20 protein-coding genes and 1 riboswitch are annotated in these 21,734 nt (G+C 70.1%); of the genes, 4 read left to right on the top strand and 16 right to left on the bottom strand.

The features are described 5' to 3' along the window. Nucleotides 1-255: 255 nt before the first annotated feature. A complete protein-coding gene (locus ACZ63I_RS25785) occupies nt 256-1,398 on the bottom strand; it encodes a glycosyltransferase family 4 protein (protein ID WP_469341362.1) in 1,143 nt (380 codons plus the stop codon). Between the two features lie 103 nt (nt 1,399-1,501). On the opposite strand from ACZ63I_RS25785, the gene ACZ63I_RS25780 reads away from it, so the two are divergent. Beyond that, nucleotides 1,502-2,740 carry a glycosyltransferase 87 family protein gene (locus ACZ63I_RS25780; protein WP_469341379.1) on the top strand — a complete coding sequence of 413 codons (1,239 nt, stop codon included), beginning with the start codon at nt 1,502-1,504 and terminating at the stop codon, nt 2,738-2,740. Here ACZ63I_RS25780 and ACZ63I_RS25775 read toward each other — a convergent pair. The 5 genes from ACZ63I_RS25775 to ACZ63I_RS25755 all read right to left on the bottom strand — a co-directional run bounded on the left by ACZ63I_RS25775 (nt 2,697) and on the right by ACZ63I_RS25755 (nt 8,171). Then, a complete protein-coding gene (locus ACZ63I_RS25775) occupies nt 2,697-3,896 on the bottom strand; it encodes a hypothetical protein (protein ID WP_469341361.1) in 1,200 nt (399 codons plus the stop codon). The genes ACZ63I_RS25780 and ACZ63I_RS25775 overlap by 44 nt on opposite strands. 25 nt (nt 3,897-3,921) lie before the next feature. Beyond that, the gene (locus ACZ63I_RS25770) at nt 3,922-4,956 is read right to left on the bottom strand and encodes a C40 family peptidase (RefSeq protein WP_469341360.1); all 1,035 of its coding nucleotides are present in this window, start codon (nt 4,954-4,956) and stop codon (nt 3,922-3,924) included. Between the two features lie 233 nt (nt 4,957-5,189). Continuing rightward, nucleotides 5,190-6,212 carry an NlpC/P60 family protein gene (locus ACZ63I_RS25765; RefSeq protein WP_469341359.1) on the bottom strand — a complete coding sequence of 341 codons (1,023 nt, stop codon included), beginning with the start codon at nt 6,210-6,212 and terminating at the stop codon, nt 5,190-5,192. A gap of 315 nt (nt 6,213-6,527) precedes the next feature. Next, the gene (locus ACZ63I_RS25760; protein WP_469341358.1) at nt 6,528-7,892 is read right to left on the bottom strand and encodes an NYN domain-containing protein; all 1,365 of its coding nucleotides are present in this window, start codon (nt 7,890-7,892) and stop codon (nt 6,528-6,530) included. A 36-nt stretch (nt 7,893-7,928) separates the two neighbouring features. Beyond that, nucleotides 7,929-8,171: a hypothetical protein gene (locus ACZ63I_RS25755; RefSeq protein ID WP_041990606.1), complete on the bottom strand. Its 243-nt coding sequence runs from the start codon at nt 8,169-8,171 to the stop codon at nt 7,929-7,931. Between the two features lie 140 nt (nt 8,172-8,311). Here ACZ63I_RS25755 and ACZ63I_RS25750 point away from each other — a divergent pair, with 140 nt between their 5' ends. Both ACZ63I_RS25750 and ACZ63I_RS25745 read left to right on the top strand, forming a co-directional pair. Next, on the top strand, nt 8,312-9,025 hold the full coding sequence (locus ACZ63I_RS25750) for a rhomboid family intramembrane serine protease (protein ID WP_469341357.1): 714 nt from the start codon (nt 8,312-8,314) through the stop codon (nt 9,023-9,025). After that, nucleotides 9,022-9,303, top strand: a complete 282-nt coding sequence (locus tag ACZ63I_RS25745) for an Lrp/AsnC family transcriptional regulator (protein ID WP_469341356.1) — start codon at nt 9,022-9,024, stop codon at nt 9,301-9,303. Before ACZ63I_RS25750 ends, ACZ63I_RS25745 begins: the two co-directional genes overlap by 4 nt. Before the next feature lie 28 nt (nt 9,304-9,331). On the opposite strand, the gene ACZ63I_RS25740 is transcribed toward ACZ63I_RS25745, so the two are convergent. The 6 genes from ACZ63I_RS25740 to ctaE all read right to left on the bottom strand — a co-directional run bounded on the left by ACZ63I_RS25740 (nt 9,332) and on the right by ctaE (nt 16,400). Then, nucleotides 9,332-10,705 carry an aminotransferase class V-fold PLP-dependent enzyme gene (locus ACZ63I_RS25740; RefSeq protein WP_469341355.1) on the bottom strand — a complete coding sequence of 458 codons (1,374 nt, stop codon included), beginning with the start codon at nt 10,703-10,705 and terminating at the stop codon, nt 9,332-9,334. A 39-nt stretch (nt 10,706-10,744) separates the two neighbouring features. Next, a riboswitch (SAM riboswitch) is annotated at nt 10,745-10,861 on the bottom strand. Nucleotides 10,862-10,960: 99 nt separating this feature from the next. Next, a complete protein-coding gene (gene trpD / locus ACZ63I_RS25735) occupies nt 10,961-12,028 on the bottom strand; it encodes an anthranilate phosphoribosyltransferase (protein ID WP_469341354.1) in 1,068 nt (355 codons plus the stop codon). Between the two features lie 190 nt (nt 12,029-12,218). Further along, entirely contained in the window at nt 12,219-13,847 is a 1,629-nt protein-coding gene (qcrB, locus tag ACZ63I_RS25730) for a cytochrome bc1 complex cytochrome b subunit (RefSeq protein ID WP_469341353.1), read from the bottom strand. Next, entirely contained in the window at nt 13,844-14,896 is a 1,053-nt protein-coding gene (gene qcrA, locus ACZ63I_RS25725; protein ID WP_469341352.1) for a cytochrome bc1 complex Rieske iron-sulfur subunit, read from the bottom strand. Before qcrA ends, qcrB begins: the two co-directional genes overlap by 4 nt. Continuing rightward, a complete protein-coding gene (gene qcrC / locus ACZ63I_RS25720) occupies nt 14,893-15,705 on the bottom strand; it encodes a cytochrome bc1 complex diheme cytochrome c subunit (RefSeq protein WP_469341351.1) in 813 nt (270 codons plus the stop codon). The genes qcrA and qcrC overlap by 4 nt, the downstream gene beginning before the upstream one ends. Before the next feature lie 74 nt (nt 15,706-15,779). Beyond that, nucleotides 15,780-16,400 carry an aa3-type cytochrome oxidase subunit III gene (gene ctaE, locus ACZ63I_RS25715; RefSeq protein WP_469341350.1) on the bottom strand — a complete coding sequence of 207 codons (621 nt, stop codon included), beginning with the start codon at nt 16,398-16,400 and terminating at the stop codon, nt 15,780-15,782. A 174-nt stretch (nt 16,401-16,574) separates the two neighbouring features. Here ctaE and ACZ63I_RS25710 point away from each other — a divergent pair, with 174 nt between their 5' ends. Beyond that, complete coding sequence (locus tag ACZ63I_RS25710; RefSeq protein ID WP_041990588.1) at nt 16,575-16,976, top strand: hypothetical protein; 402 nt, start codon at nt 16,575-16,577, stop codon at nt 16,974-16,976. A gap of 24 nt (nt 16,977-17,000) precedes the next feature. Here ACZ63I_RS25710 and ACZ63I_RS25705 read toward each other — a convergent pair whose 3' ends face one another. The 4 genes from ACZ63I_RS25705 to ctaC form a co-directional block, all read right to left on the bottom strand. Continuing rightward, nucleotides 17,001-18,290, bottom strand: coding sequence for a L,D-transpeptidase (locus ACZ63I_RS25705; RefSeq protein ID WP_469341349.1), 1,290 nt, complete (start codon nt 18,288-18,290; stop codon nt 17,001-17,003). Between the two features lie 178 nt (nt 18,291-18,468). After that, the gene (locus ACZ63I_RS25700) at nt 18,469-18,867 is read right to left on the bottom strand and encodes a cytochrome c oxidase subunit 4 (protein WP_469341348.1); all 399 of its coding nucleotides are present in this window, start codon (nt 18,865-18,867) and stop codon (nt 18,469-18,471) included. Then, a complete protein-coding gene (ctaD, locus tag ACZ63I_RS25695; protein ID WP_469341347.1) occupies nt 18,864-20,603 on the bottom strand; it encodes an aa3-type cytochrome oxidase subunit I in 1,740 nt (579 codons plus the stop codon). The genes ACZ63I_RS25700 and ctaD overlap by 4 nt, the downstream gene beginning before the upstream one ends. After that, nucleotides 20,600-21,562 (bottom strand): aa3-type cytochrome oxidase subunit II, encoded by a 963-nt coding sequence (gene ctaC / locus ACZ63I_RS25690; RefSeq protein ID WP_469341346.1) that lies wholly within the window; start codon nt 21,560-21,562, stop codon nt 20,600-20,602. Before ctaC ends, ctaD begins: the two co-directional genes overlap by 4 nt. Nucleotides 21,563-21,734 lie beyond the last annotated feature (172 nt).

Below are 21,734 nucleotides of genomic sequence, written 5' to 3'. Positions count from 1 at the left end.
GGGGTCGCAGGAGGGGGGTGTCCGGACGTAAAGCGTAGGAGTTCTAGCGATCGAGCAGTCCGGACACCCCCCTCCGGAGGCCCCGGAACCCGGCAGCCGACAAGCGCACCGCAACCACCGCACCCGGCCGCCCCCGCCGGACGGCGACACCGCAGTCCGGACACCCCCCTCCGGAGGCCCCGGACACCGAAACCAGCCGAACGGACCGCAACCCAGACCCGCCAACGCAACCGCGCCGGACGCGCAAGCGAACGGCTACAACAGCGACCGCAACCGCCCCGCCAGCAAGTCCCAGCGCCAGCGGTCCTCCACCCAGCTCCGCCCCCGCTCCCCCATCCGGCGCCGCAACTCCGCGTCGCCGAGCAGCGTCACCACCCGCTCCGCCGTCTCCGCCGCGCCACCGCCCCGCACCACCCAGCCCGTCTCGCCCTCCAGCACCGCGTCCGGCGCGCCGCCCGAGTCGCCCGCCACCACCGGCAGGCCCGTGGCCGAGGCCTCCAGGTAGACGATGCCCAGGCCCTCGACGTCGAGGCCGCCGCGCCGGGTGCGGCAGGGCATCGCGAAGACGTCACCCGCCCCGTAGTGCGCGGGCAGGGCGGACCACGGGACCGGGCCCGTGAACCGGACGGACGCCGCGACGCCCGTCGTCTCCGCCAGCGCGCGCAGGGACTTCTCGTACGGGCCGCCGCCCACGATCAGCAGCACCGCGTCCGGCACGCTCGCCAGGATCGACGGCATCGCGCGGATCAGCGTGTCCTGGCCCTTGCGCGGCACCAGCCGCGACACGCAGACCACGACCGGGCGCGACGTCAGGCCCAGCCGTTCGCGTACGGCCGCGCCGCCCGAGCCCGGGTGGAAGGTCTTCTCGTCGACGCCCGGCGGCAGTTGGACCATCCGCGCGGCTGCGGCCGGCGTCAGCGCCGCCGCGATGCGGGAGCGGGTGTACTCGCCGAGATAGGTGATCGTGTCCGTGCCCTCGCCGATGCGGCGCAGCAACTGGCGGGACGCGGGCAGTTGCGCCCACGCCGCCTCGTGGCCGTGCGTCGTGGCGACCAGGCGGTGCGCGCCTGCGCGGCGCAGCGCCGGGGCCATCAGGCCCAGCGGGGCCGCAGCGCCGAACCAGACCGACTCGCAGCCGTGCTCGCGCAGCAGCCCGGCGGCGCGGGCGGTGACGCGGGGCGTCGGCAGCAGCATCGTCGTGCGGTCGCGTACGACGGTGAACGGCTGCTCCGCGTCGAACGCGGCGGTCGCCGCCGCGCCCTCCTCGCCGCGCTTCCACGTCGAGGCGTAGACAACCACCCGTTCGGGGTCGAGCCGCAGCGCCATGTTGTGCAGGAATGCCTGGATACCGCCGGGCCGGGGCGGGAAGTCGTTCGTGACGATCAGGGTCTTGCGCATGGTCGCCGACAGTACCGAACGGCCGCGCCGGTCCTGCCGTTGTGGCCCCCGGCCCGTCGGCACCGGCATCATGTCTCCCGCCAGTACGTACGAATACGACGGGATGATCATGGTGGGCGCACGGTTCCCTGTGGTGGTGTGGATCGTCACCCGGGCGGTGCTGCTGCTCTGTGTCTTCAAGGTCGTCGTCGTGCCGGGGCCCGATGTGACCAGCGATGTGTCGGTGATCTACCACGGCTGGTTCGAGGTGCTGAAGTCCGGCAGCTATCCGGTGGGGGACGTCACCTGGCAGTACCCGCCGGCGGCTGCGCTCGCGATCCTGTCGCCGGGCGCGCTGCCGTTCCTGGCGTACGCGTCGGCGTTCTTCGTCGTGGCGTTCCTCTGCGACGCGGTGGCGTTCGCGCTGCTGCTGCGGGCCGGTACCCGGCCGGGCAGGTCGCTACGCGGTGTCTGGGTGTGGGTGGCGGGGGTGCCGCTGCTGGGGCCGACCGCGTACGCGCGGTACGACCTGATGGTGACGGCGGTCGCGGTGGCCGCGCTGCTCGCCGGGGTCCGGCGGCCCGGGGTGCTCGGCGCGCTCGCCGGGTTCGGCGCGATGCTGAAGGTGTGGCCGGTGCTGGTGCTGCTCGGCACGCCGCGCGGCCGGACCACCCGGGTGTCGTGGGCGGCGGCGGCCGTCACCGGCGCTGCCGTGGTGCTGGTGGCCGCCGTGGCGATGCCGGGTTCGCTGGCGTTCCTGACGTACCAGCGCGACCGGGGCACCGAGGTGGAGTCGCTGGGCGGGCTTGTCTTCCAGATCGCCCGGCACTTCGGCTGGCACGGCCAGGTGCTGCTCAACTACGGCTCGGTGGAGTTCGTGGGGCCGCACGTGCCGCTCGTGTCGTCGGCGGCGATGGCGCTGTCGGTGCTGGCCTTCGGGTGGCTGCTGTGGTGGCGGATCGCGGCGCGGGAGTTCACCGCGAGCACGCCGGGCGACGCGGGGTTCGCTGCGGTTCTGCTGTTCACCACGACCAGCCGGGTGATCAGCCCGCAGTACATGCTGTGGCTGGTGGGGCTCGCCGCCGTCTGCCTCGTCCTGCGGGAGAGCCGGATGACGCTGCCCGCCGTGCTGGTGCTGGTCGCCACCGGGGTGACGCTGCTGGAGTTCCCGCTGGGCTTCGGCCATGTGGTCGGCGGTGACCTGCGCGGCGTACTGCTGCTCCTCGTACGCAACGGGCTGCTGGTCGCCGCGACGCTGAGCGCGTGCGAACGGCTGTGGCGCGGTACGGTCCCGCGGCGGCGGGAGCCCGCGGCGGACGTCAGCCCAGCCGTTGCCGCAGATAGCCGCGCCACAGCGCGGTGAAGTCGTCGGGGGTCGTCCCCAGCACGTCGTTCAGCGCGTTCTCCACGGCGCCGTCCCTGCCGCCGTGCTCGCCGACCGCGCGGTAGAAGTCGGTGAGGCGCCGGTCGCCCCAGCGGGTCGCGATCAGCTCGCAGGCCAGCCAGCCGCCCTCGTACGCCTGGGCCAACCGGTCGGCGTCGCCGCCGAACGCGAAGTCCTGGTCGTCGGGCAGCGTGGCGGGGACATGGCCGAGCTGGACGGCGGCCCGCAGCTCCGGTGCGATCTGGGCCGCCGTGCGGTCGGAGGTGCGGTAGGCGGCCCAGTCGGCGAAGCCCTCGGAGAGCCAGGTCGGGGTGGCCGCCGAGGTGACGGTGCGGGTGGCGACATGGGTGGTCTCGTGGGTCAGCACGATGTGCTGCCCGAAGGCGCCGAGTTCGGCGTACGCCTCGGGGTTGACGATGATCCGGTCGGCGGGTGTGGCTCCCGAGCCGCCGGTCTCCCCCGTGGTGACGGCGGCGATGCCGGTGTAGCTGGCGGCCGGCGCCCCGAGGAGCGCCGCCATGGCCGTCAGCGAGCCGGGGACGAGCACGACGACCCGGTGCGCCCAGGGGCCGGGCCACGCGGCGTTCACGGCCGGTACGGCGGCCTCGGCGACGGCGGACACGGACCGCAGCACGGTGTCGCTCTGTCCAGCGCCGAGTACGAGGCTGTGGGCGCCCCGTACGGCCGTCACCGGGCCCTGCTGCCACAGTGCCTGGGCGCCGCCCTCGCCGGGGCGGTCGGCGGTCACGTACCAGCGGCCGTGCCGCTCGCGCAGCTCCAGGGTGCGGGGGGTCGAGACGGGCGCGCTGTCGTAGCCGGCGATGCGGTAGCGCAGGTCGGCCCGGACGGTGGCGCGGTCCCCGGTGCGCCGCACCGGGCCGAGGCGGTACGTCCATGAGCTGAGCGGCACCTGGGCGAGGTTCCGGAACTCGGCGCGCTCCGCGGCGAGCAGCGCGTGGGCCGCCGGGTCGACGGCCGCGAGGTAGCCGCTCTCGTCGCGGTGCAGCAGCGCCTCGGCCCTGCGGTCGAGGGTCCGGCCGATCTGCGGGGTGGCCCGGTCGGGCACCGCGGCGGGGGAACCGCAGCCTGCCAGCAGGAGCCCGGCGAGTCCCAGGAGGGCGTTACGGCGGCGCATGCCGGAGATCGTACGGGGGGCCGGCTCAGACGCGGGTGACGGAGGAGATCGGCATCATGCCGACGGGGTCGTAGCGCACCGGGGCGCCGGGGTAGGGGGCGTGGATGACCTGGCCGTTGCCGACGTACATCGCGATGTGGCTGGCGTCGGCGCGGTAGGCCACGAGGTCGCCGGGCCTGGCCTGGGAGAGCGGGATCTGGTGGCCCGCGTAGCGCTGGGCCTGGGAGGTGCGGGGCAGGCCGACGCCGGCGCGGGCGTACGACCACTGCATGAGGCCCGAACAGTCGAAGCCGGAGGGGCCGTTGGCACCCCACACGTACGGCCGGCCGACGGCCTGTCTGGCCGCCATGACGGCGGCGGCGGCGCGCGAGGAGGCGGGGCCGAGGCCGCCGGCCGGGGACAGGTCGTCGGCCCGGCCGGTCGAGCGCGAGGCGCGGCCGTAGGAGGCGCGGTCGGCGGTGGGCAGCGTGTTCAGCAGCCGCCGGGCCTTGGCGAGCTTGTCCTGGACGGTGCGTTTGTGCCGGGCGACGGTGGCCTTGCTCTGTTCCAGCTCGGCGAGTTCATGGGTGGCGGTGGCGCGTTCCTGGTTCAGGGTCCGCTGGGCCTGCTGGAGTTCGGCCAGGGCGCCCGACTGGCGTTCCCCTGCCCGGTCGAGCAGAGAGGCGCGTTCCAGGTAGGTGTCGGGGTCCGACGAGAGCAGCAGGGCGAGGGCGGGATCGATGCCGCCCGAGCGGTACTGGGCGCTCACCACCGAACCGAGCGCGCCGCGCATCTGGTTGATGCGGTCCTGGCCGCGTGCCACCCGGTCCCGTGAGCGGCCGAGGAGCTTGCGGAGCGCGTCGGCCCGCTCGTCGGCCTTGTCGTACTGCTCCGTGGCCCGTTCCGCCTGTTCGTACAGCCGGTCGACCTTGGACCGGGTGGTGTCGGGCGTGTCCTTGGGGGCCGCGCCCGCGGGGGCCGCGGCGAGTGCGGCGGCCGCCGTCGCCGCGGCGGCGGACAGGACCGTCACGCGGGTGGTCAGGACCAGGCCGGAATGTGAGGGACGCCGATGGGAGACCACGAGAGAGCCGCACTTCCTTCCGCTGTGCGCGCCGTACGCACCGGGCGCGCTCCGCGCGGCACCTGCCGCGCGGATGCAGACAGTAGCCGGGCGGACACGGGACGGCCAACGACCCCACCGGGCATACAAAGTGACGCCCCGCCGGAGACCAACAGGTCATCGGCGGGGCGCGGCGTCAGCGGAGGACGCGTTATTTCGCCCGAATGGGCGGGTGTCAGCGGCGGGAGAGCGGCTTAGCCGACGCGCACGCCGTAGTTGAACGGCATGTTGCTCATGGCTTCGTAGCGGACGTTGGCGCCCGGGTGCGGGGCGTGCAGCACCTGGCCGTTGCCCGCGTACAGGCCGATGTGGCTGCCGCCGCTGAAGATGACCAGGTCGCCCTGCTGGAGCTGGCTCGCCGAGAGGTGCGGGCCGGCGCCGCCCTGGGCCTGCGAGGTGCGCGGCAGCGAGACGCCGGCCTGGGCGTAGGCCCAGCCGGTGAGTCCCGAGCAGTCGAACGAGCCGGGGCCCGTCGCGCCGTAGACGTACGGCATGCCGATACGGGTCTGGGCGGCGGCGAAGGCGGCGGCGGCGCGCTGCGAGGCGGGCACGGAGGCGCCGAGGTCGACCCGGCTGCTGGCGCGGTTGGCGCGGCTCTCGTCGTCGGCGAGTGAGGCGCGCTCCTGGGCGGTGAGGGTGAGCAGCACCTTCTGCGTCTTGGCCAGCTTCTCCTGGACGTCCTTCTTCTTCTGGCCGAGTTCCTTGCGGGTGTCCGCGAGGTCCTTGACCTTGTCCTGGGCTTCCTTGCGCTCCTGGGCCAGCGTGCGCTGCTTCGCCTGGATCTGCTGGAGCGCGTCGGCCTGCTTGGCGCTCACCTGGTCCATGGTGGACGCCTTGTCCAGGTAGGTGTCCGGGTCCGAGGAGAGGAAGAGCTGCACCGAGGGGTCGATACCACCGCTGCGGTACTGGGCGCTCGCCATCGAACCGAGGCTGTCGCGCAGCTCGTTCAGCTCGTCCTGGCCGCGGGCCACCTTGTCGCGCAGGGCGTTCACCTGCTTGGTGAGCTTGTCCTGCTGCTCCTTGGCGCCGTTGAACTTCTCGGTGGCCACCTCGGCGTCGTGGCGCAGGCCTTCGACCTTGGCCTTGACGTCTTTCGTGGTGGGCTTCGGGTCGGCGTGCGCGGCCTGGGAGGTCAGCGCGACGGCGGCGGCGGCAGTGGCGGTGAGCACAGTCACACGGGTGCGGCTCGGAGGCTTGGGACGACGGTGGGACGCCACGAAGGCGAGCTCCTTCTTCCTCAGCCGCCTACCGGGCAAAGGGGGACACATGTCCCGGCTCCACATGTTCGGCTCCCCCGTGCTGAGCTGAACTGCGTGGATTCGGCGGTGCCTTCGCCGACACCCCGGATGGGTGATCGACCGCGCGAAGGTTCGACCTGACCTTAGTGACCTTCTTGTGATCAGTTCAAATCCTCACGAGAAAAATCTTGATCTCGAAGGCATAATTTACGTACAGCACACGTTCAGTGATGACTATTTGACGCCATGTTGTGACGTGAAGCCATCAATTCGGGCATTAGCCTCACCAGTTGCTCAGGCGCGCGAAAGCCGCTTCAGCAACAAGGCGGACGCGACCGGCCGGGCACCGGCCTTCGCCACTCCGTCGGCGACCTCGCGGTCGGTGGAGACCACCACGACGGGCCGGCCCGGCGGTTCCGCCCTGACCAACTGGCGGATCAGCTCGTCCGCCGTGACCCCCGGCTTGGAGAACAGCACCCGCACCCCGCGCGGCGGCGCGAGCAGTACGGGAGCGGCCAGTTCGGCGCCGTCGAAGACGCACGTCATCTCGGCGCCCGACTGCGCGGCGAGCATGGCGAGACCGCCCAGCAGCCGCAGCCGCTGCTTCTCCAGTGGCATCGTCGGATAACCGGTCTTGGTGACGTTGTAGCCGTCGACGAGCAGATGCGCCTGCGGCAGCGCCAGCAGTTGGTCGAGCAGCGCGGGGTCCGTGTCGGACAGCGCACGCGCCGCCACGTCCTTCGGCGACATCCGGCCGGGCTCGACCGCGTCGACCGTGTCGGCGGGCCGCGCGGAGGCGGGCGGCAGCGCCAGCTCGCGGCGCAGCCCCTGGGCCGACTCCAGCACCGTGTCCAGCAGCAGCCGCAGCCGCATGTCCTCGATCGAACGGCCCTCGCGCGCCGCGCGCCTGCTGGTCTCGACTGCGGACTCCGCCTCGGCGAGCCGCGCCCTGATCCGCCGGGTCTCGCTCTCGGCCGCCGACACCTGCGCCGCGCTCTCCGACCTGACGCCCTCCAGCTCCGCGTTGACCCGGCGCAGCGCCGCCTCGCCGCGCTTCACGTCGCTCTGCGCGCTGCGCAGCTTGCGGTGCAGCGACTCCGCGTCCTTGCGTACGGACTCCAGCTCGGCGCGCAGCCGCTCCGTCTCGCTCTTCGTCTGGGCACGGGCGGCGGCGAGATCGTCCCGCAACTGCGCCAGCTCGCGCCTGGCCTCCTCGTCGGCGCGCTCCGCCTCCGCCCGCAGGGCCTCCTCGCCCGCGGCGGTCACCAACTTCACCCATCCGGGGGGCCTGAGTACGTACGCGGCGGCGGCCACGTCGACCGGATCGGCGGCCGCCGGCGGCGATCCCGCCTCCAACGCCTCGGCCAGTTCGGGCTGCGCCGCGGCCAGCCGCTCGCCGATCCGCTGGCGGAACAGCGGGTCGCTCTCCAGCGCCGCCGCCATCGCGTTGCCGGCGAACTTCGCGCGCCTGTTCGGGGTGAAACGGGCGTACTGCCGCAGTTGCGTGGGCAGCTCGGCGACGGTCAGGCCGCCGAAAGCGTCCGAGACCAGCGCGACGACCCGCCGCCTGACCCCGTCGGGCAGCGGGCGGTCGAGCACCTCGGCGGCGTCGCCGTCGGCCGCGCCGGCCGACTCAGCACCGCTTGCGGGCTGCTCCACGATCCGTCACCCCACTACCCCTTTCGGGCGGCTCCCTCAGGAGCCGGCGCCCGGCCTGTCCACCAGCTCGATCTGATCCACCGCGTTGCACCAACGGCACCGCACGGACTCGATGGTCTCACTGACCACCTCGCGCTCCTCGACCTTCGGATCCCCTGCCAGGTCCAGATGGACGTACTCGACGGCCTTCGACGTACGTGTCACGTCGAACCGGGTGAGATTGCCGCACAGGGCACAACGCCACCGCTGCTCGGAAGTCGGCTGGGGAACCGTCGCCATCGTGCCGTCCTCTTCTCGTCGCCCGCCACCGCCGTTGCCCGCGGTGGCGTAACCCTACGGCCTTCCGCTTACCCACCGCCTACCCCGAACCCCGGCGAGGCACTCTGTACCGGTACGCCCCCGTACGACATGCTCTGTCAGTGAAAAGGTGGCGGACGACGGACGACGGCCCTGTGGTGACCTACGGCCTGATCGGGCTGTGCTGTCTGGCCTTCCTGGCCAGTCCGCTGTCCGGCTTCAATCCGGTGTACGGGAGAGGCGACGCGCTGCTCGCGGCGCAGAGCGCCTACTTCGAACGGTGGGGCGTCATCCCGAGCCAGTTGCTGACCGGGTCACCGCACGCGCTGCTCACCCCTCTCACCGCCCTGTTCGTGCACGGCAACTGGCTGCACCTGCTCGGCAACATGCTGTTCCTCTACGTCTTCGGCGCGATGGCCGAGGAGCGCATGGGCCGGCTGCGGTTCGCCGTGTTCTACCTCGTCGTCGGCTACCTCGCGCTGACCGCCTACGCCGTCGCCAACGCCTCGTCGCAGGAGACCCTGGTCGGGGCCTCGGGGGCGATCGCCGGCGTGCTCGGTGCCTTCCTCTACCTCTTCCCCAAGGCGCGGGTCACCAGCCTCTTCCCGTTCCTCTTCTTCCTGCCGCTGCGCTTCCCCGCCTGGATCGTGCTGGTCTTCTGGTTCGCCCTGCAGTACGTGGCGCAGCAGCAGACCCCGCCGGACGGCCCTGCCGTCGCCTATCTCGCGCACCTCGTGGGGTTCGGCGGAGGGTTCCTCTACGCCTGGGTGCGGTACTGGCGTACCGATAGAGTGGGGGGTCAGACCGGGGCCACCGAGGGAGAACGCCAACCGTGATCACCGCGATCGTGCTCATCAAGACCAGCGTGGACCGGATCCCCGAGATCGCGGAGGCCGTCGCGGCGCTGGACAGCGTCAGCGAGGTCTTCTCGGTGACGGGGACGTACGACCTGATCGCCATGGTGCGCGTGGCCAACCACGACGACCTGGCCGATGTCATCCCCGGCAGCATCAGCAAGATCAAGGGCGTCGAGGCCACGGACACGCACGTGGCGTTCCGTACGTACTCCCAGCACGACCTGGAAGCGGCCTTCTCGATCGGCCTCGACGCCTGAGTCCGCGCGGCCGGGCGCGTCCCGGTCCTTACGCGGCGTCGCGGTCCGGGACGCAGCGGCCGTCCTCGGTGCGGTAGCTCCACCGCGCGCCGTCGCGCACCAGCTCCGCCACGGCCGCCACGAACCGCTCCACATGCTCGTCGGGGGTGCCGGCGCCGAAGCTGACCCGGATCGCGTTCAGCGAGCGCTCGCCGGGCGCGGCCTCGGGGGCGCCGCACTCCCCCGGCTCCTGCGGGTCGCTGTCCAGCAGCGTCCGCACCAGCGGGTGCGCGCAGAACAGGCCGTCCCGCACCCCGATGCCGTACTCGGCGGAGAGCGCCGCCGCGAAGTGCGAGCTGTTCCAGCCCTCGACCACGAACGAGATGACGCCCACCCGGGGCGCGTCGTCCCCGAACAGCGACAGCACCTTGACCCCCGGCACCTCGGCGAGTCCGGCCCGCACCCGGCCGACCAGCTCCTGCTCCCTGGCCACCAGCGAGTCGAAGCCCGCATCGGTGAGCGCCTTGCAGGCGGAGGCGATGGCGTACACCCCGATCACGTTCGGCGAACCCGCCTCGTGCCGGGCCGAGTTGGCGTGCCAGTCGACGTCCACGCCACCGTCGTCGCGGCGCGTGACCTTACGGCTGGCGCCACCGCCCGCCAGATACGGCTCGGCGGCCAGCAGCCAGTCGGCGCGGCCCGCGAGCACCCCGGAGCCGAACGGCGCGTAGAGCTTGTGTCCGGAGAAGGCCACCCAGTCGACGTCCAGCGCGGCGATGTCCACCGGGTGGTGCGGCGCGAGCTGCGCGGCGTCGAGCACGATCCGCGCGCCGTTGGCGTGCGCGGCAGCGGCCAGTTCCCGTACGGGCCACAGCTCGCCCGTCACGTTCGAAGCCCCGGTCACACAGACCAGCGCGGGCCCCTCACCGGTGCGCGCGGCGAGCGTCCGCTCCAGGATCTCGACGGCCTGGGCCGGGGTCCTGGGCGCGTCCAGGTACGTCACGTCGCTCACACCGGAGGCCCGCCACGGCAGCAGCGCGGCGTGGTGCTCGGTCTCGAAGACGAAGACCTGACAGCCGGCCGGCACGGCGGCGGCGAGCAGGTTCAGCGAGTCGGTGGTGGAGCGGGTGAAGACGACCTGGTCGTCGGCGCGGCAGCCGAGGAACTCGGCCACGGTGCGGCGGCTGTTCTCGAACAGGTCGGTGGAGAGCTGCGACAGGTAGCCGGCGCCGCGGTGCACGCTGCCGTAGTACGGCGCGTACGCGGCGATGTCGTCCCACACCCGCTGCAGCGCGGGCGCGCTGGCCGCGTAGTCGAGCGCCGCGTAGCTGACCTCGCCGCCGGTGACCAGCGGCACGCTGACGTCGCGTCCGAGGACGGGCAGCGGGGCGGTGGTGGTGACGACATCGGAAAACACGGACATGCCAGACTCCCTGGGGACCAGGACCCCACAGCAGAGAGGGGTCCGCGCTTGCCGTAGACCTCGCTGCCTACGGCCTGGTCTTCACCCGGGGCACCCCGCCACGGACGGAGGGTTGCCGGACAGCAAGCCGGGGCCTTAACGCTGTCACTCATGACCTTGGAAAAGAGTCTGGCACAGGGTGCCGCCCGGCCTCAACCTCGTTCCACGTTCCGGACAGGGGTGAGACCGGGCCGCACACCACGGCCCGCGCGCGCCTTACACGCGCTGCGAGGCCGCCACCCAGCGCTCCAGCGTCCGCCCCGCGGCGCCCGAGTCGATCGACTCCGCCGCCCGCGCGAGCCCCGCCGAGAGCTGCATCGTGAGCGGGTCTCCCGTCTGGTCGAGCGCCACCAGGGCAGCCGCCGCGTTCAGCAGCACGGCGTCCCGTACGGGCCCTTCCTCGCCCGCCAGCACCCGGTGGGCCACCTCGGCGTTGTAGGCGGCGTCGGCGCCGCGCAGCGCCTCGACGGGGACGATTTCCAGGCCGACGTCGCGCGGGTCGAACGCCTCCTCGGTGACCTTGCCCTCACGGACCAGCCAGACCCGGGACGTCGCCGTCGTCGTCAGCTCGTCGAGCCCGTCGTCGCCGCGGAAGACCAGCGACGAGTTGCCGCGCTCGGCGAACACGCCGGCCACGATCGGCGCCATCCTCAGGTCGGCGACGCCGACCGCCTGGGCGCGCACCCGGGCCGGGTTGGTGAGCGGCCCGAGGATGTTGAAGGTGGTCTGGGTGCCGAGCTGGGCCCGTGCCGTCGCCGCGTGCCGCAGCGCGGGGTGGAACTTGACGGCGAAGCAGAAGGTGATACCCGCCTCCTCGGCGACCTCGACCACCCGCTCCGGCGTCAGCTCCAGATTGACGCCGAGCTGCCCCAGCACGTCCGAGGCGCCGCTCGCCGACGACGACGCGCGGCTGCCGTGCTTGACCACCTTCGCGCCGGTCCCGGCCACGACGATCGACGCCATGGTCGAGATGTTGACGGTCTTCGCCATGTCACCGCCGGTACCGACGATGTCGACGGTACGGCCGGGCACTTCGATGGTGCGGGCGTGCTCGTACATGCTGCGGACGAGCCCCGAGACCTCCTCGACCGTCTCGCCCTTCGCCCGCAGCGCCACGGCGAAGCCGGCGATCTGCACGTCGGTCGCCTCGCCGCTCATGATCTGGTTCATCGCCCAGGCGGTGTCCTCGACGGACAGGTCCTGGCCGCGCATGAGCGGGGTGAGGACGCCCGGCCAGGTGCGGGCCGCCACGGTGTCGCCTCCGACGGGGGTAACAGCGCTCATGCTCGCTCCTGGGTGTCTGGGGACCGGCCGCAGGGCCGGTGCGACGTGGCCGACGTGGCCGACGTGGCGGCAAGCCTATCGGCGCGCACCGGCGGTGAGATACGCCGAGGGGACGGCCGAGGGCCCCGGCCGGCCCCCTCGCGGGGTGCCGGGCCGGGGCCCTCGGTGGTGTCGGCTGTCGGGCCGGGGATCAGTGGTGGCCGTGGCCGCTCGTGATCTCCTTGTACTCCTCGGCCGTGGGCTTGGGGATCTGGTTCCCCTCGCCGTAGTAGCCCTTGCTGAGCTTGACCCTGGCCTTCTCGACGGGCGAGACCTTGCGCTCGACACCGTTCTCGTCGGTCGTGGGGCCGATCTCGTCCGGCGTGTACTGCTCGTGCGCCGTGAGCTTGTACAGGTCGCCCTGGGCGAGCGGGGTGTGCACCTCGACGAACTCGCCGTGCGGCAGCCGCTTGATGACCCCGGACTCGCGTCCGTGCAGCACCTTCTCGGCGTCCCTGCGCTGGAGTCCGATGCAGATCCGCTTGGTGAGGATGAACACCAGGACCGGGGCGACGAAGAACGCGATCCGGATGACCCAGGTGATCGTGTTGATCGACAGATGGAAGTGCGTGGCGATGAGGTCGTTGCCACCGCCGGCCAGCAGGATCATGTACCAGGTGATCCAGGCGACACCGAAGGCGGTGCGCGTCGGGGCGTTGCGCGGCCGGTCCAGGATGTGGTGCTCGCGCTTGTCGCCGGTGACCCAGGACTCGATGAACGGGTACACGGCGATGGCGGTGAGCACCAGCGGCAGGAGCAGCAGCGGGATGAACACGCCGAGCACGAGCGTGTGTCCGGCGAAGTTGATCTCCCAGCCGGGCATCGCTCGGATCAGGCCCTCGGGCATGCCCATGTACCAGTCGGGCTGGGCGCCGGTGGACACCTGGTCGGGCCGGTAGGGGCCGATGGCCCAGATCGGGTTGACCGAGGCGATGGCGGCGACGATGGCGATGACACCGAAGACCAGGAAGAAGAACCCGCCGGCCTTGGCCATGTAGACGGGGAGCAGCGGCATGCCGACGACGTTCTTGTTGGACTTGCCGGGGCCCGCGTACTGGGTGTGCTTGTGGTAGACGACCAGGATCAGGTGACCCACGATCAGGCCGAGCATGATGCCGGGCAGCAGCAGGATGTGGACCGAGTAGAACCGGGCCACGAAGTCGCCGCCGGGGAACTCCCCGCCGAAGATGAACGTCGAGAGGTACGAGCCGACGATCGGGACGGAGAGGATCGCGCCGTCCACGAACCGGACGCCGGTGCCGGAGAGCAGGTCGTCCGGGAGGGAGTAGCCGGTGAAGCCGGTGAACATACCGAGGACGAACAGCAGGAAGCCGAACATCCAGTTGATCTCGCGGGGCTTGCGGAACGCGCCCGTGAAGAACACGCGCATCATGTGCACGAACATGCCGGCGAGGAAGATCAGCGCGGCCCAGTGGTGGATCTGCCGGATCAGCAGACCGCCGCGGACGTCGAAGCTGATGTGGAGCGTCGAGTTGAACGCCTCCGACATCCGGATGCCCTGGAGCGGGACGTAACTGCCGTGGTACACCACCTCGTTCATCGACGGGTGGAAGAACAGCGTCAGATACACACCCGTGAGGATGATGATGATGAAGCTGTAGAGGCAGATCTCCCCGAGCATGAAGGACCAGTGGTCCGGGAAGATCTTGCGCATGTTGGACTTGGCGAGGGTGTAGATCCCCAGCCTGCCGTCGGCCCAGTCGGCGAGCTTCTCGCCCGCAGGCGCCGTACGGTTCGTCTCGTCAGTCGCAGTACTCATCCGCGCTCCCAGAAGGCAGGACCGACAGGCTCGTCGAAGTCGCCGAGTGCTTGCAGGTTACCCTCACTGTTCACGCCGATGCGCAGTTGCGGAAGGGCGTGGCCGGCCGGGCCGAAGAGCACGCGCGCGCCGTCGGCGAGGTCGAAGGTGGACTGGTGGCACGGGCAGAGCACGTGGTGTGTCTGCTGCTCGTACAGGCTGATCGGGCAGCCGACGTGGGTGCAGATCTTCGAGTACGCCACGATTCCCTCGTGGGACCACTCGAGTTCGCGCTTGTCCTTGATCTCGTCCGGCTGGATCCGCACGATCATCAGGGCCGCCTTGGCGATCTCCTTCTGGAACTCCTCCTGGTCCTCGCTGAGTCCCTCCGGCATGGCGAAGGTCAGCGAGCCCACGGCGACGTCCTCGGGGCGCAGCGGCAGATTCGTGTTCATGTTGATGAGCTGCTTGCCCTTGGCCCACAGCGTGACCCGGAACTTCTTCTCGGGCAGCGGACCCAGGTCGCGCAGCAGCACCACGCCGGCGAGCGGCACGACGGCCAGCGCGCCGAACATGGTGGTGCGGATCAGCTTGCGCCTGCCGAGGGCGGACTCCCTGGCGCCGGCCGCGAAGTCCGCGAGGACCTTGGCCTTGACCTCGGGGGACGCCTCGATCGGGTGGCGGTCGTCGGCGATCTCCTCGTCCGACATCAGCGTCCGGGCCCAGTGGACCGCGCCGGCGCCGATGCACAGCAGTGCGACACCCAGCGTCAGGCCCAGTGAGAAGTTCAGGATGCTGACGTGGCCGAACGGGAAGATGTACTCGATCTTGTCGACCGGGAAGATCACGTAGCACGCGATGAATCCGACCGTCGCCAGGATCGACAGCGTGAACAGGAAGGCGACCACGCGCTCGGACCGGTCGGCCGCCCGCTCGTCGATGTCCTGTACCCGCGGCTGGTGGGCCGGCAGGCCCGGGTCGGCGAAGGGGTCCTTCGCCGTGACCACCTCGCTGTGCGAGGTCTCCTGCGCACTCGGCAGGTTCTCTTCTGGAATCTCTTGGCTACTCATGACTTCTTGGCCTTAGCGGTGTGGGCCGCAACCCAGATGGCACCTGCGATGAGCGCGCCCAGACCGAAGATCCAGGCGAACAGTCCCTCACTGACGGGGCCGAGGCCACCGAGCGACAGGCCGCCGGGGCTCTCGGCCTCGGCTCCGTTCACCGACTTGATGTACGCGATGATGTCCTGCTTCTGCTGCTCGGGCATCGTCGTGTCGGGGAAGGACGGCATGTTCTGCGGGCCGGTCTGCATGGCCTCGTAGATGTGCTTGGGGTCGACACCGTCGAGGTTGGGGGCGACCTTCCCGTGTGTCAGGGCGCCGCCCTCACCGGTGAAGTTGTGGCACTGCGTGCAGTTCGTACGGAACAGTTCGCCGCCCTTGGCGATGTCGGCGCCCGCGGGGCTGTACTCCTTGGACGTCGGCACGCTCGGGCCGGCGCCGAAGGAGGCGACGTACGCGGCGAGCTGGTTGATCTCCTCCTGCGTGTAGATCACCTTCTTCGCCGGCACCTGGGCTCCGGGCTGCTGCGCGGGCATCCGGCCGGTCCCGACCTGGAAGTCCACGGCGGCCGCCCCGACACCTACCAGGCTCGGGCCGTCGGAACCGCCCTGACCGCCCATTCCGTGGCAGCTCGCGCAGCCCACGGCGAACAGCTTCTTGCCCTCGGTGATATTGGCGGTTGACTGGGAGCCCGCCTGGGCCTGGGCCTTGTCGGCGGGCGCGAACGCGGCATACAGCCCCCCGGTGGCCGCCAGCGCGAGGAGTAGGACGACGACCGCCGCCAGCGGATGGCGTCGTCGTGCGGAGAGCTTTTTCACGGATTACCCCGGTGTCAGGATCTTCAGCGTCGGTGCTTCTGGACTGTATGCGAGCGCGTCGGGCGCTCTGCCCGCTACTTGATCAGATAGATCGTGGCGAAAAGGCCGATCCAGACGACATCGACGAAGTGCCAGTAGTAGGACACGACGATGGCGGCGGTTGCCTGCTCATGGGTGAATCTCTTCGCCGCGTACGTCCTGCCGAGGACGAACAGGAACGCGATGAGACCCCCCGTCACGTGCATCCCGTGGAAGCCGGTGGTCAGGTAGAACACCGAGCCGTACGGGTCGGACGACAGCGAGATGCCGTCCTTCTTGACCAGCTCCGTGTACTCGAAGATCTGACCGCCGATGAAGATCGCGCCCATCACGAAGGTGATCGAGAACCAGGTGCGGAGCTTCTTCACGTCACCCCGCTCGGCGGCGAAGACGCCGAGCTGGCAGGTGAGGGAGGAGAGCACCAGGATCGTGGTGTTCGTCGCCGAGAACGGAACGTTCAGGCTCGACGCCACTTCCTTCCAGTGCGTGTCGCCCGTCACCGATCGAAGGGTGAAGTACATCGCGAAGAGGGCCGCGAAGAACATCAGCTCGGAACTCAACCAGATGATGGTTCCGACGCTGGTGAGGTTCGGCCGATTGACCGACGGGTGCGCGTGCCCGGTTTCTACTGTCGTTGCTGTCGCCACGACCGACATTATGTCGGTCGCTTATCCCGCCCTCACTCCCGGGGGTGCTGTTCGGTGTGTCCATGGCCCGTGTCCTGCCCGAACAGCCCAGTGAAGTGCTGCGATTACCGGTGCGGAACCGGTGCTGACACGCTGTCCGACGGAGTAGCATCCGCCCATCGGTACTGATGTGACGGAGGAAAAATGCAGCCGACTGCCACGGTGCTGGTCTACAGCGACAACGCGAACACCCGCGAGCAGGTGCGGCTGGCGGCGGGCCGCAGGCCCGCCGCGGACGTGCCCCCGGTCAAGTTCCTGGAGTGCGCGACTCTGCACGCGGTCCTCAAGGAACTCGACAAGGGCGGCATCGACGTCTGCGTGCTGGACGGGGAGACCGTGCCCGCCGGCGGTATGGGTGTCTGCCGGCAGATCAAGGACGAGATCTTCAACTGCCCGCCCGTGCTGCTGCTGATGGGGCGGCCCCAGGACGCCTGGCTGGCCACCTGGAGCCGCGCGGAGGCCGCTGTGACCCTCCCGGTCGAACCGGTCGGTTTCGCGGACACCCTGGCCTCCCTGCTGCGCCGCAGGCTCGCCGTGGGCGCCTGACGGCCTGTCCGCGCACGGCGGCGGTCAGAGCTGCGGCCGCAGCCTGGCCGGGTCGGCGGGGCCGGCGGCGCTGTTGGTGGTGCCCGCCCCGCTGCCCGCCGACGCCTGGAGGACGCTGCCCTGGGTCCACTTGTTCCAGGGCATGTTCCAGTCGCCGAAGCCGTTCCCGAAAGATTCCATCGTGTGGCCGTCGCTGTTGACGACCTTCACGATGTCGCCGGGCCGGACGGTGTTGAAGAACCACTCGGCGTTGTCGGTGGACATGCCGACACAGCCGTGGCTGACGTTGGCCGAGCCCTGCGAGCCGACCGACCACGGCGCGGCGTGCACGTACTCACCGCTCCAGGTGAGCCGGGTCGCCCAGTGGACGGGCAGGTCGTAGGACTCGCTGCTGCCCGCCGAGATGCCGACGGTGGTGCTGCGCATCTGGACGAACGCTTCCTTGCCCAGCACGACCTTGACGCCGTTGCGGGTGTCGAAGCCGGGCTTGCCCGTGGTCACCGGGATGCTGTTGATCTCCTTGCCGTCGCGCAGCACCGTCATGGTGTGCGAAGCGGCGTCGGTGATGGCTTCGAGCCGGTCGCCTGTGGTGAGCCTGAGCGGCTTGGCGGCGCCCCCGTACAGCTTGCCGGCGACCTTCACGCCCTCCAGGGTGCTGGTGGCGGTGACCGTCGCGTGGGCGGGCCAGTACTCCTTGGGCCTGAAGTGCAGGTTCTTGTCGTCCACCCAGTGCCAGCCGCCTTCGACGGCGGGGGTGGAGCGGACCTTCAGGGAGCGCTCGACGACGGCCCTCGCCGCCTTGGACTTGACCGGCGCGCTCAGCGCGGCGGTGACCGGCTGGCCGACGCCGTACTCCCCCGCGTCGGGGCCGAAGGTGACCTTGAGCTGCTTCTTGCCGGGCGCCGTCGCCGTCTGGAAGCTGTACGTACGGGCGCCGGGGGCGCCGTCGTCGTCCTCCGTGGCGATCTTGACGGTGTAGTGGGTGCCGGCGGTCAGCGGCGCCGTGGAGTGCCAGCGGGAGCCGTCGGCGGCCAGTTCGCCCTTGAGGTAGTGGCCGGCCGTGTCGGAGGCCGTGACGTCCGTGATGCGGCCGTCGCCGCTCTTGGCGGTGATCTCCAGCGGCTTGTCGAGGCCGACGAGGTCGCCCTTCGACGTGCCGCCGGGGGCGTGGAAGGAGATCTGGTCGGCGGCGTCGAACGGGGCGGCGGAGAGCGGGCTGCTGTCGCTGCCGGCGCACGCGGTCGCGCCCGCCCCGAGGGACACGACCAGCAGGGTGCAGCCGACTACGGTGCGGAAGCGTGGCGTGTGGTTCATGAGTCACACGGTATGAAGGTTCATCAGCCGCAGCACGATGAGTGTGGCAAACGGGGGGCCCCGGCACTCCGGCCGGAGTGTCGGGGCCCTGTCGCTTTTTCGGATGTGCTAGTGCCGTGACCGGCAATGTTTGCCCGACAGGGCAAAGCTTGCCGAGAGGGGCACTACCGCCGGGCGGTCACTGGTTCTGGTTCTCGCCGCGGTAGTACTCGAAGACCCAGCCCCACAGACCGACGACGATCAGCGGCGCCGAGAAGTAGAGCAGCCACCAGCCGATGGCCACGCCGAGGAACGCCAGAGCGCCACCGATGGCCAGCGAGAACGGCTGCCAACTGTGCGGGGAGAAGAACCCCACCTCGCCGGCCTCGTCGGCGACGTCGGCTTCCTTGTCGTCCTGGGCCAGCGAGTCCATCCGCCGGGCCGTGAAGGACAGGTAGAAGCCGATCATGATGGCGAGCGCGAAGGCCAGGAAGAGCGCCGTCGTGCCGGCCGCTTCCTTGGACCAGTAGCCGTAGACGATGGCGACGGCCAGGATGAAGAAGCCGAGCCAGAGGAACAGCCTGCCTTGGATCTTCACTTGCTGGCCTCCTTGCTACCGGTGAGGGCGGGGTCCGTGCCGCCGTGACCGACGTTCTCGAGCTGGTCGAGAGCGGCGATCTCCGGGTGGTGCAGGTCGAAGGCCGGCGATTCGGACCGGATACGCGGCAGCGTGATGAAGTTGTGCCGCGGCGGCGGGCAGGACGTCGCCCACTCCAGCGAACGGCCGTACCCCCACGGGTCGTCGACCTCGACCTTCTTGCCGTACTTCGCCGTCTTCCAGACGTTGTACAGGAAGGGCAGGATCGACAGGCCGAGCAGGAACGAGCTGATCGTGGAGATGGTGTTCAGCGCGGTGAACCCGTCGGCCGCCAGGTAGTCGGCGTACCGGCGCGGCATGCCTTCGGCGCCCAGCCAGTGCTGGACGAGGAAGGTCCCGTGGAAGCCGATGAACAGCGTCCAGAAGGTGATCTTGCCGAGCCGTTCGTCGAGCATCTTGCCGGTGAACTTCGGCCACCAGAAGTGGAATCCGGCGAACATCGCGAACACCACCGTGCCGAAGACGACGTAGTGGAAGTGCGCGACGACGAAGTACGAGTCGGACACGTGGAAGTCGATCGGCGGCGACGCCAGGATGACCCCGGTCAGACCGCCGAAGACGAAGGTGACCAGGAACCCGACCGTCCACAGCATCGGTGTCTCGAAGGACAGCGAGCCCTTCCACATCGTGCCGATCCAGTTGAAGAACTTCACCCCGGTCGGTACCGCGATGAGGAACGTCATGAAGGAGAAGAACGGCAGCAGCACACCGCCGGTGACGTACATGTGGTGCGCCCACACCGTCACGGACAGGCCCGCGATGGAGATCGTCGCGGCGACCAGACCGATGTAGCCGAACATCGGCTTGCGGCTGAAGACAGGGATCACCTCGGAGATGATCCCGAAGAAGGGCAAGGCGATGATGTACACCTCTGGATGGCCGAAGAACCAGAAGAGGTGTTGCCAGAGCAAGGCGCCGCCGTTGGCGGCGTCGAACACATGCGCCCCGAATTTCCGGTCGGCCTCCAGGGCGAAGAGCGCGGCGGCGAGCACCGGGAAGGCCAGCAGGACGAGAACGCCGGTGAGCAGCACGTTCCAGGTGAAGATCGGCATCCGGAACATCGTCATGCCGGGCGCGCGCATGCAGATGATCGTGGTGATGAAGTTGACCGAGCCGAGGATCGTGCCGAAGCCGGAGAAGGCCAGACCCATGATCCACATGTCGGCGCCGATGCCGGGCGAGCGGACCGCGTCCGACAGCGGCGAGTAGGCGAACCAACCGAAGTCGGCGGCGCCCTGCGGGGTGAGGAAGCCACCCACGGCGATCGTCGAGCCGAACAGGTAGAGCCAGTAGGCGAACATGTTCAGCCGCGGGAACGCCACGTCGGGCGCGCCGATCTGCAGCGGCATGATCCAGTTCGCGAAGCCGGCGAACAGCGGCGTCGCGAACATCAGCAGCATGATCGTGCCGTGCATCGTGAACGCCTGGTTGAACTGCTCGTTCGACATGATCTGCGTGCCGGGACGGGCGAGTTCGGCGCGCATGAAGAGCGCCATGATGCCGCCGATGCAGAAGAACGCGAACGACGTGATGAGGTACATCGTCCCGATCGTCTTGTGATCGGTCGTCGTCAGCCAGTTCACCACGATGGTTCCCGGCTGCTTGCGCCGGACCGGTAGCTCGTCCGGGTAGGGATCAGCCGGCGCGGCACCCTTGGGTTCGTTGAGGATGCTCACAGTTTCTTGTCCTCCGCGTTCCTGGCCGGGGCCGTCTGCGGGATACCGGCGGGGATGTAGCCGTTCTGACCCTTCTTGGCCAGGTCCTTCAGGTGCTGCTGGTAGCGCTCAGGAGAGACGACCTTCACGTTGAACAGCATGCGCGAGTGGTCGACACCGCAGAGTTCGGCGCACTTGCCGAGGAAGGTGCCTTCCTGGTTCGGCGTCACCTCGAAGGAGTTGGCGTGCCCCGGGATGACGTCCTGCTTCATCAGGAACGGCACCACCCAGAAGTCGTGGATGACGTCGCGCGAGGTCAGGATGAACCGGACCTTCTCGCCCTTGGCCAGCCACAGCGTCGGACCGGGGTTGCCGGTCTGCGGGTTCTTCTCGCCGGGGACACCCGCGTCGTAGACGCCTTCGGCGCCCTTGGGGAACGCCTTCGTGAACCGGGCGGGAATCGCGTCGAGCTGGCTGGGGATCTTCGTCCCCGTCGAGGCGCTGCCGTCCACGTTCTCGATGTAGTTGAAGCCCCAGCTCCACTGGTAGCCGACCACGTTCACCGTGTGGACCGGCTTGGGAGAGAGTTCGAGGAGCTTCGACTCGTCACGCGCGGTGAAGTAGAAGAACACCGAGACGATGATGAGCGGGACCACGGTGTACAGCGTCTCGATGGGGACGTTGTACCGGGTCTGTGGGGGGACCTCAATCTTCGTGCGGCTGCGCCGGTGGAAGATGACGCTCCACAGGATCAGACCCCATACCAGGACGCCCGTGACGAGCGCTGCCGCCCACGAGCCCTGCCAGAGGGAGAGGATCCGAGGGGCCTCTTCCGTCACCGGGGTGGGCATACCCAGGCGGGGGAAGTCCTTGTATGTGCAACCGGTTGCGGTTACCAGGATCAGGCCCGCAGTCAGCACCTGCGGCAGCTTCCGCCGCATCGGGCGCCGCGACGAGCGGTCGGAGCCGTTGGGACTCACGTAGCGCCTTCCCGAGAGTCTCGCCCGCGCGGCCGGCTGCGGCCGTCTCGGTCGGTCGCCGGCCCTGACGCGGGCAGGGGTTTGGATGTTTATGCGGACCAAACCCTACTGGACGCAATTTGGGGTCGCGCGGGGAGGGTGCCCAACGCGCCGTCCGACACCCCGAAGGGGT

Source organism: Streptomyces sp. NPDC087906 (assembly GCF_055584925.1).
The sequence above is the reverse complement of the archived record's forward strand: the minus strand, read 5'-3'. Positions and strand labels throughout refer to the sequence as shown.

What these genes read in the sequence shown, in the direction of transcription:
- ACZ63I_RS25710 (WP_041990588.1), top strand. Translation starts at nt 16,575, where the DNA reads ATGCAGCCGACTGCCACGGTGCTGGTCTACAGCGACAACGCGAACACC.
- qcrB (WP_469341353.1), bottom strand. Translation starts at nt 13,847, where the DNA reads ATGAGTACTGCGACTGACGAGACGAACCGTACGGCGCCTGCGGGCGAG.
- ctaE (WP_469341350.1), bottom strand. Translation starts at nt 16,400, where the DNA reads ATGTCGGTCGTGGCGACAGCAACGACAGTAGAAACCGGGCACGCGCAC.
- ACZ63I_RS25740 (WP_469341355.1), bottom strand. Translation starts at nt 10,705, where the DNA reads ATGTCCGTGTTTTCCGATGTCGTCACCACCACCGCCCCGCTGCCCGTC.
- ACZ63I_RS25780 (WP_469341379.1), top strand. Translation starts at nt 1,502, where the DNA reads ATGATCATGGTGGGCGCACGGTTCCCTGTGGTGGTGTGGATCGTCACC.
- ACZ63I_RS25775 (WP_469341361.1), bottom strand. Translation starts at nt 3,896, where the DNA reads ATGCGCCGCCGTAACGCCCTCCTGGGACTCGCCGGGCTCCTGCTGGCA.
- ACZ63I_RS25755 (WP_041990606.1), bottom strand. Translation starts at nt 8,171, where the DNA reads ATGGCGACGGTTCCCCAGCCGACTTCCGAGCAGCGGTGGCGTTGTGCC.
- trpD (WP_469341354.1), bottom strand. Translation starts at nt 12,028, where the DNA reads ATGAGCGCTGTTACCCCCGTCGGAGGCGACACCGTGGCGGCCCGCACC.
- ACZ63I_RS25705 (WP_469341349.1), bottom strand. Translation starts at nt 18,290, where the DNA reads ATGAACCACACGCCACGCTTCCGCACCGTAGTCGGCTGCACCCTGCTG.
- qcrA (WP_469341352.1), bottom strand. Translation starts at nt 14,896, where the DNA reads ATGAGTAGCCAAGAGATTCCAGAAGAGAACCTGCCGAGTGCGCAGGAG.
- ACZ63I_RS25785 (WP_469341362.1), bottom strand. Translation starts at nt 1,398, where the DNA reads ATGCGCAAGACCCTGATCGTCACGAACGACTTCCCGCCCCGGCCCGGC.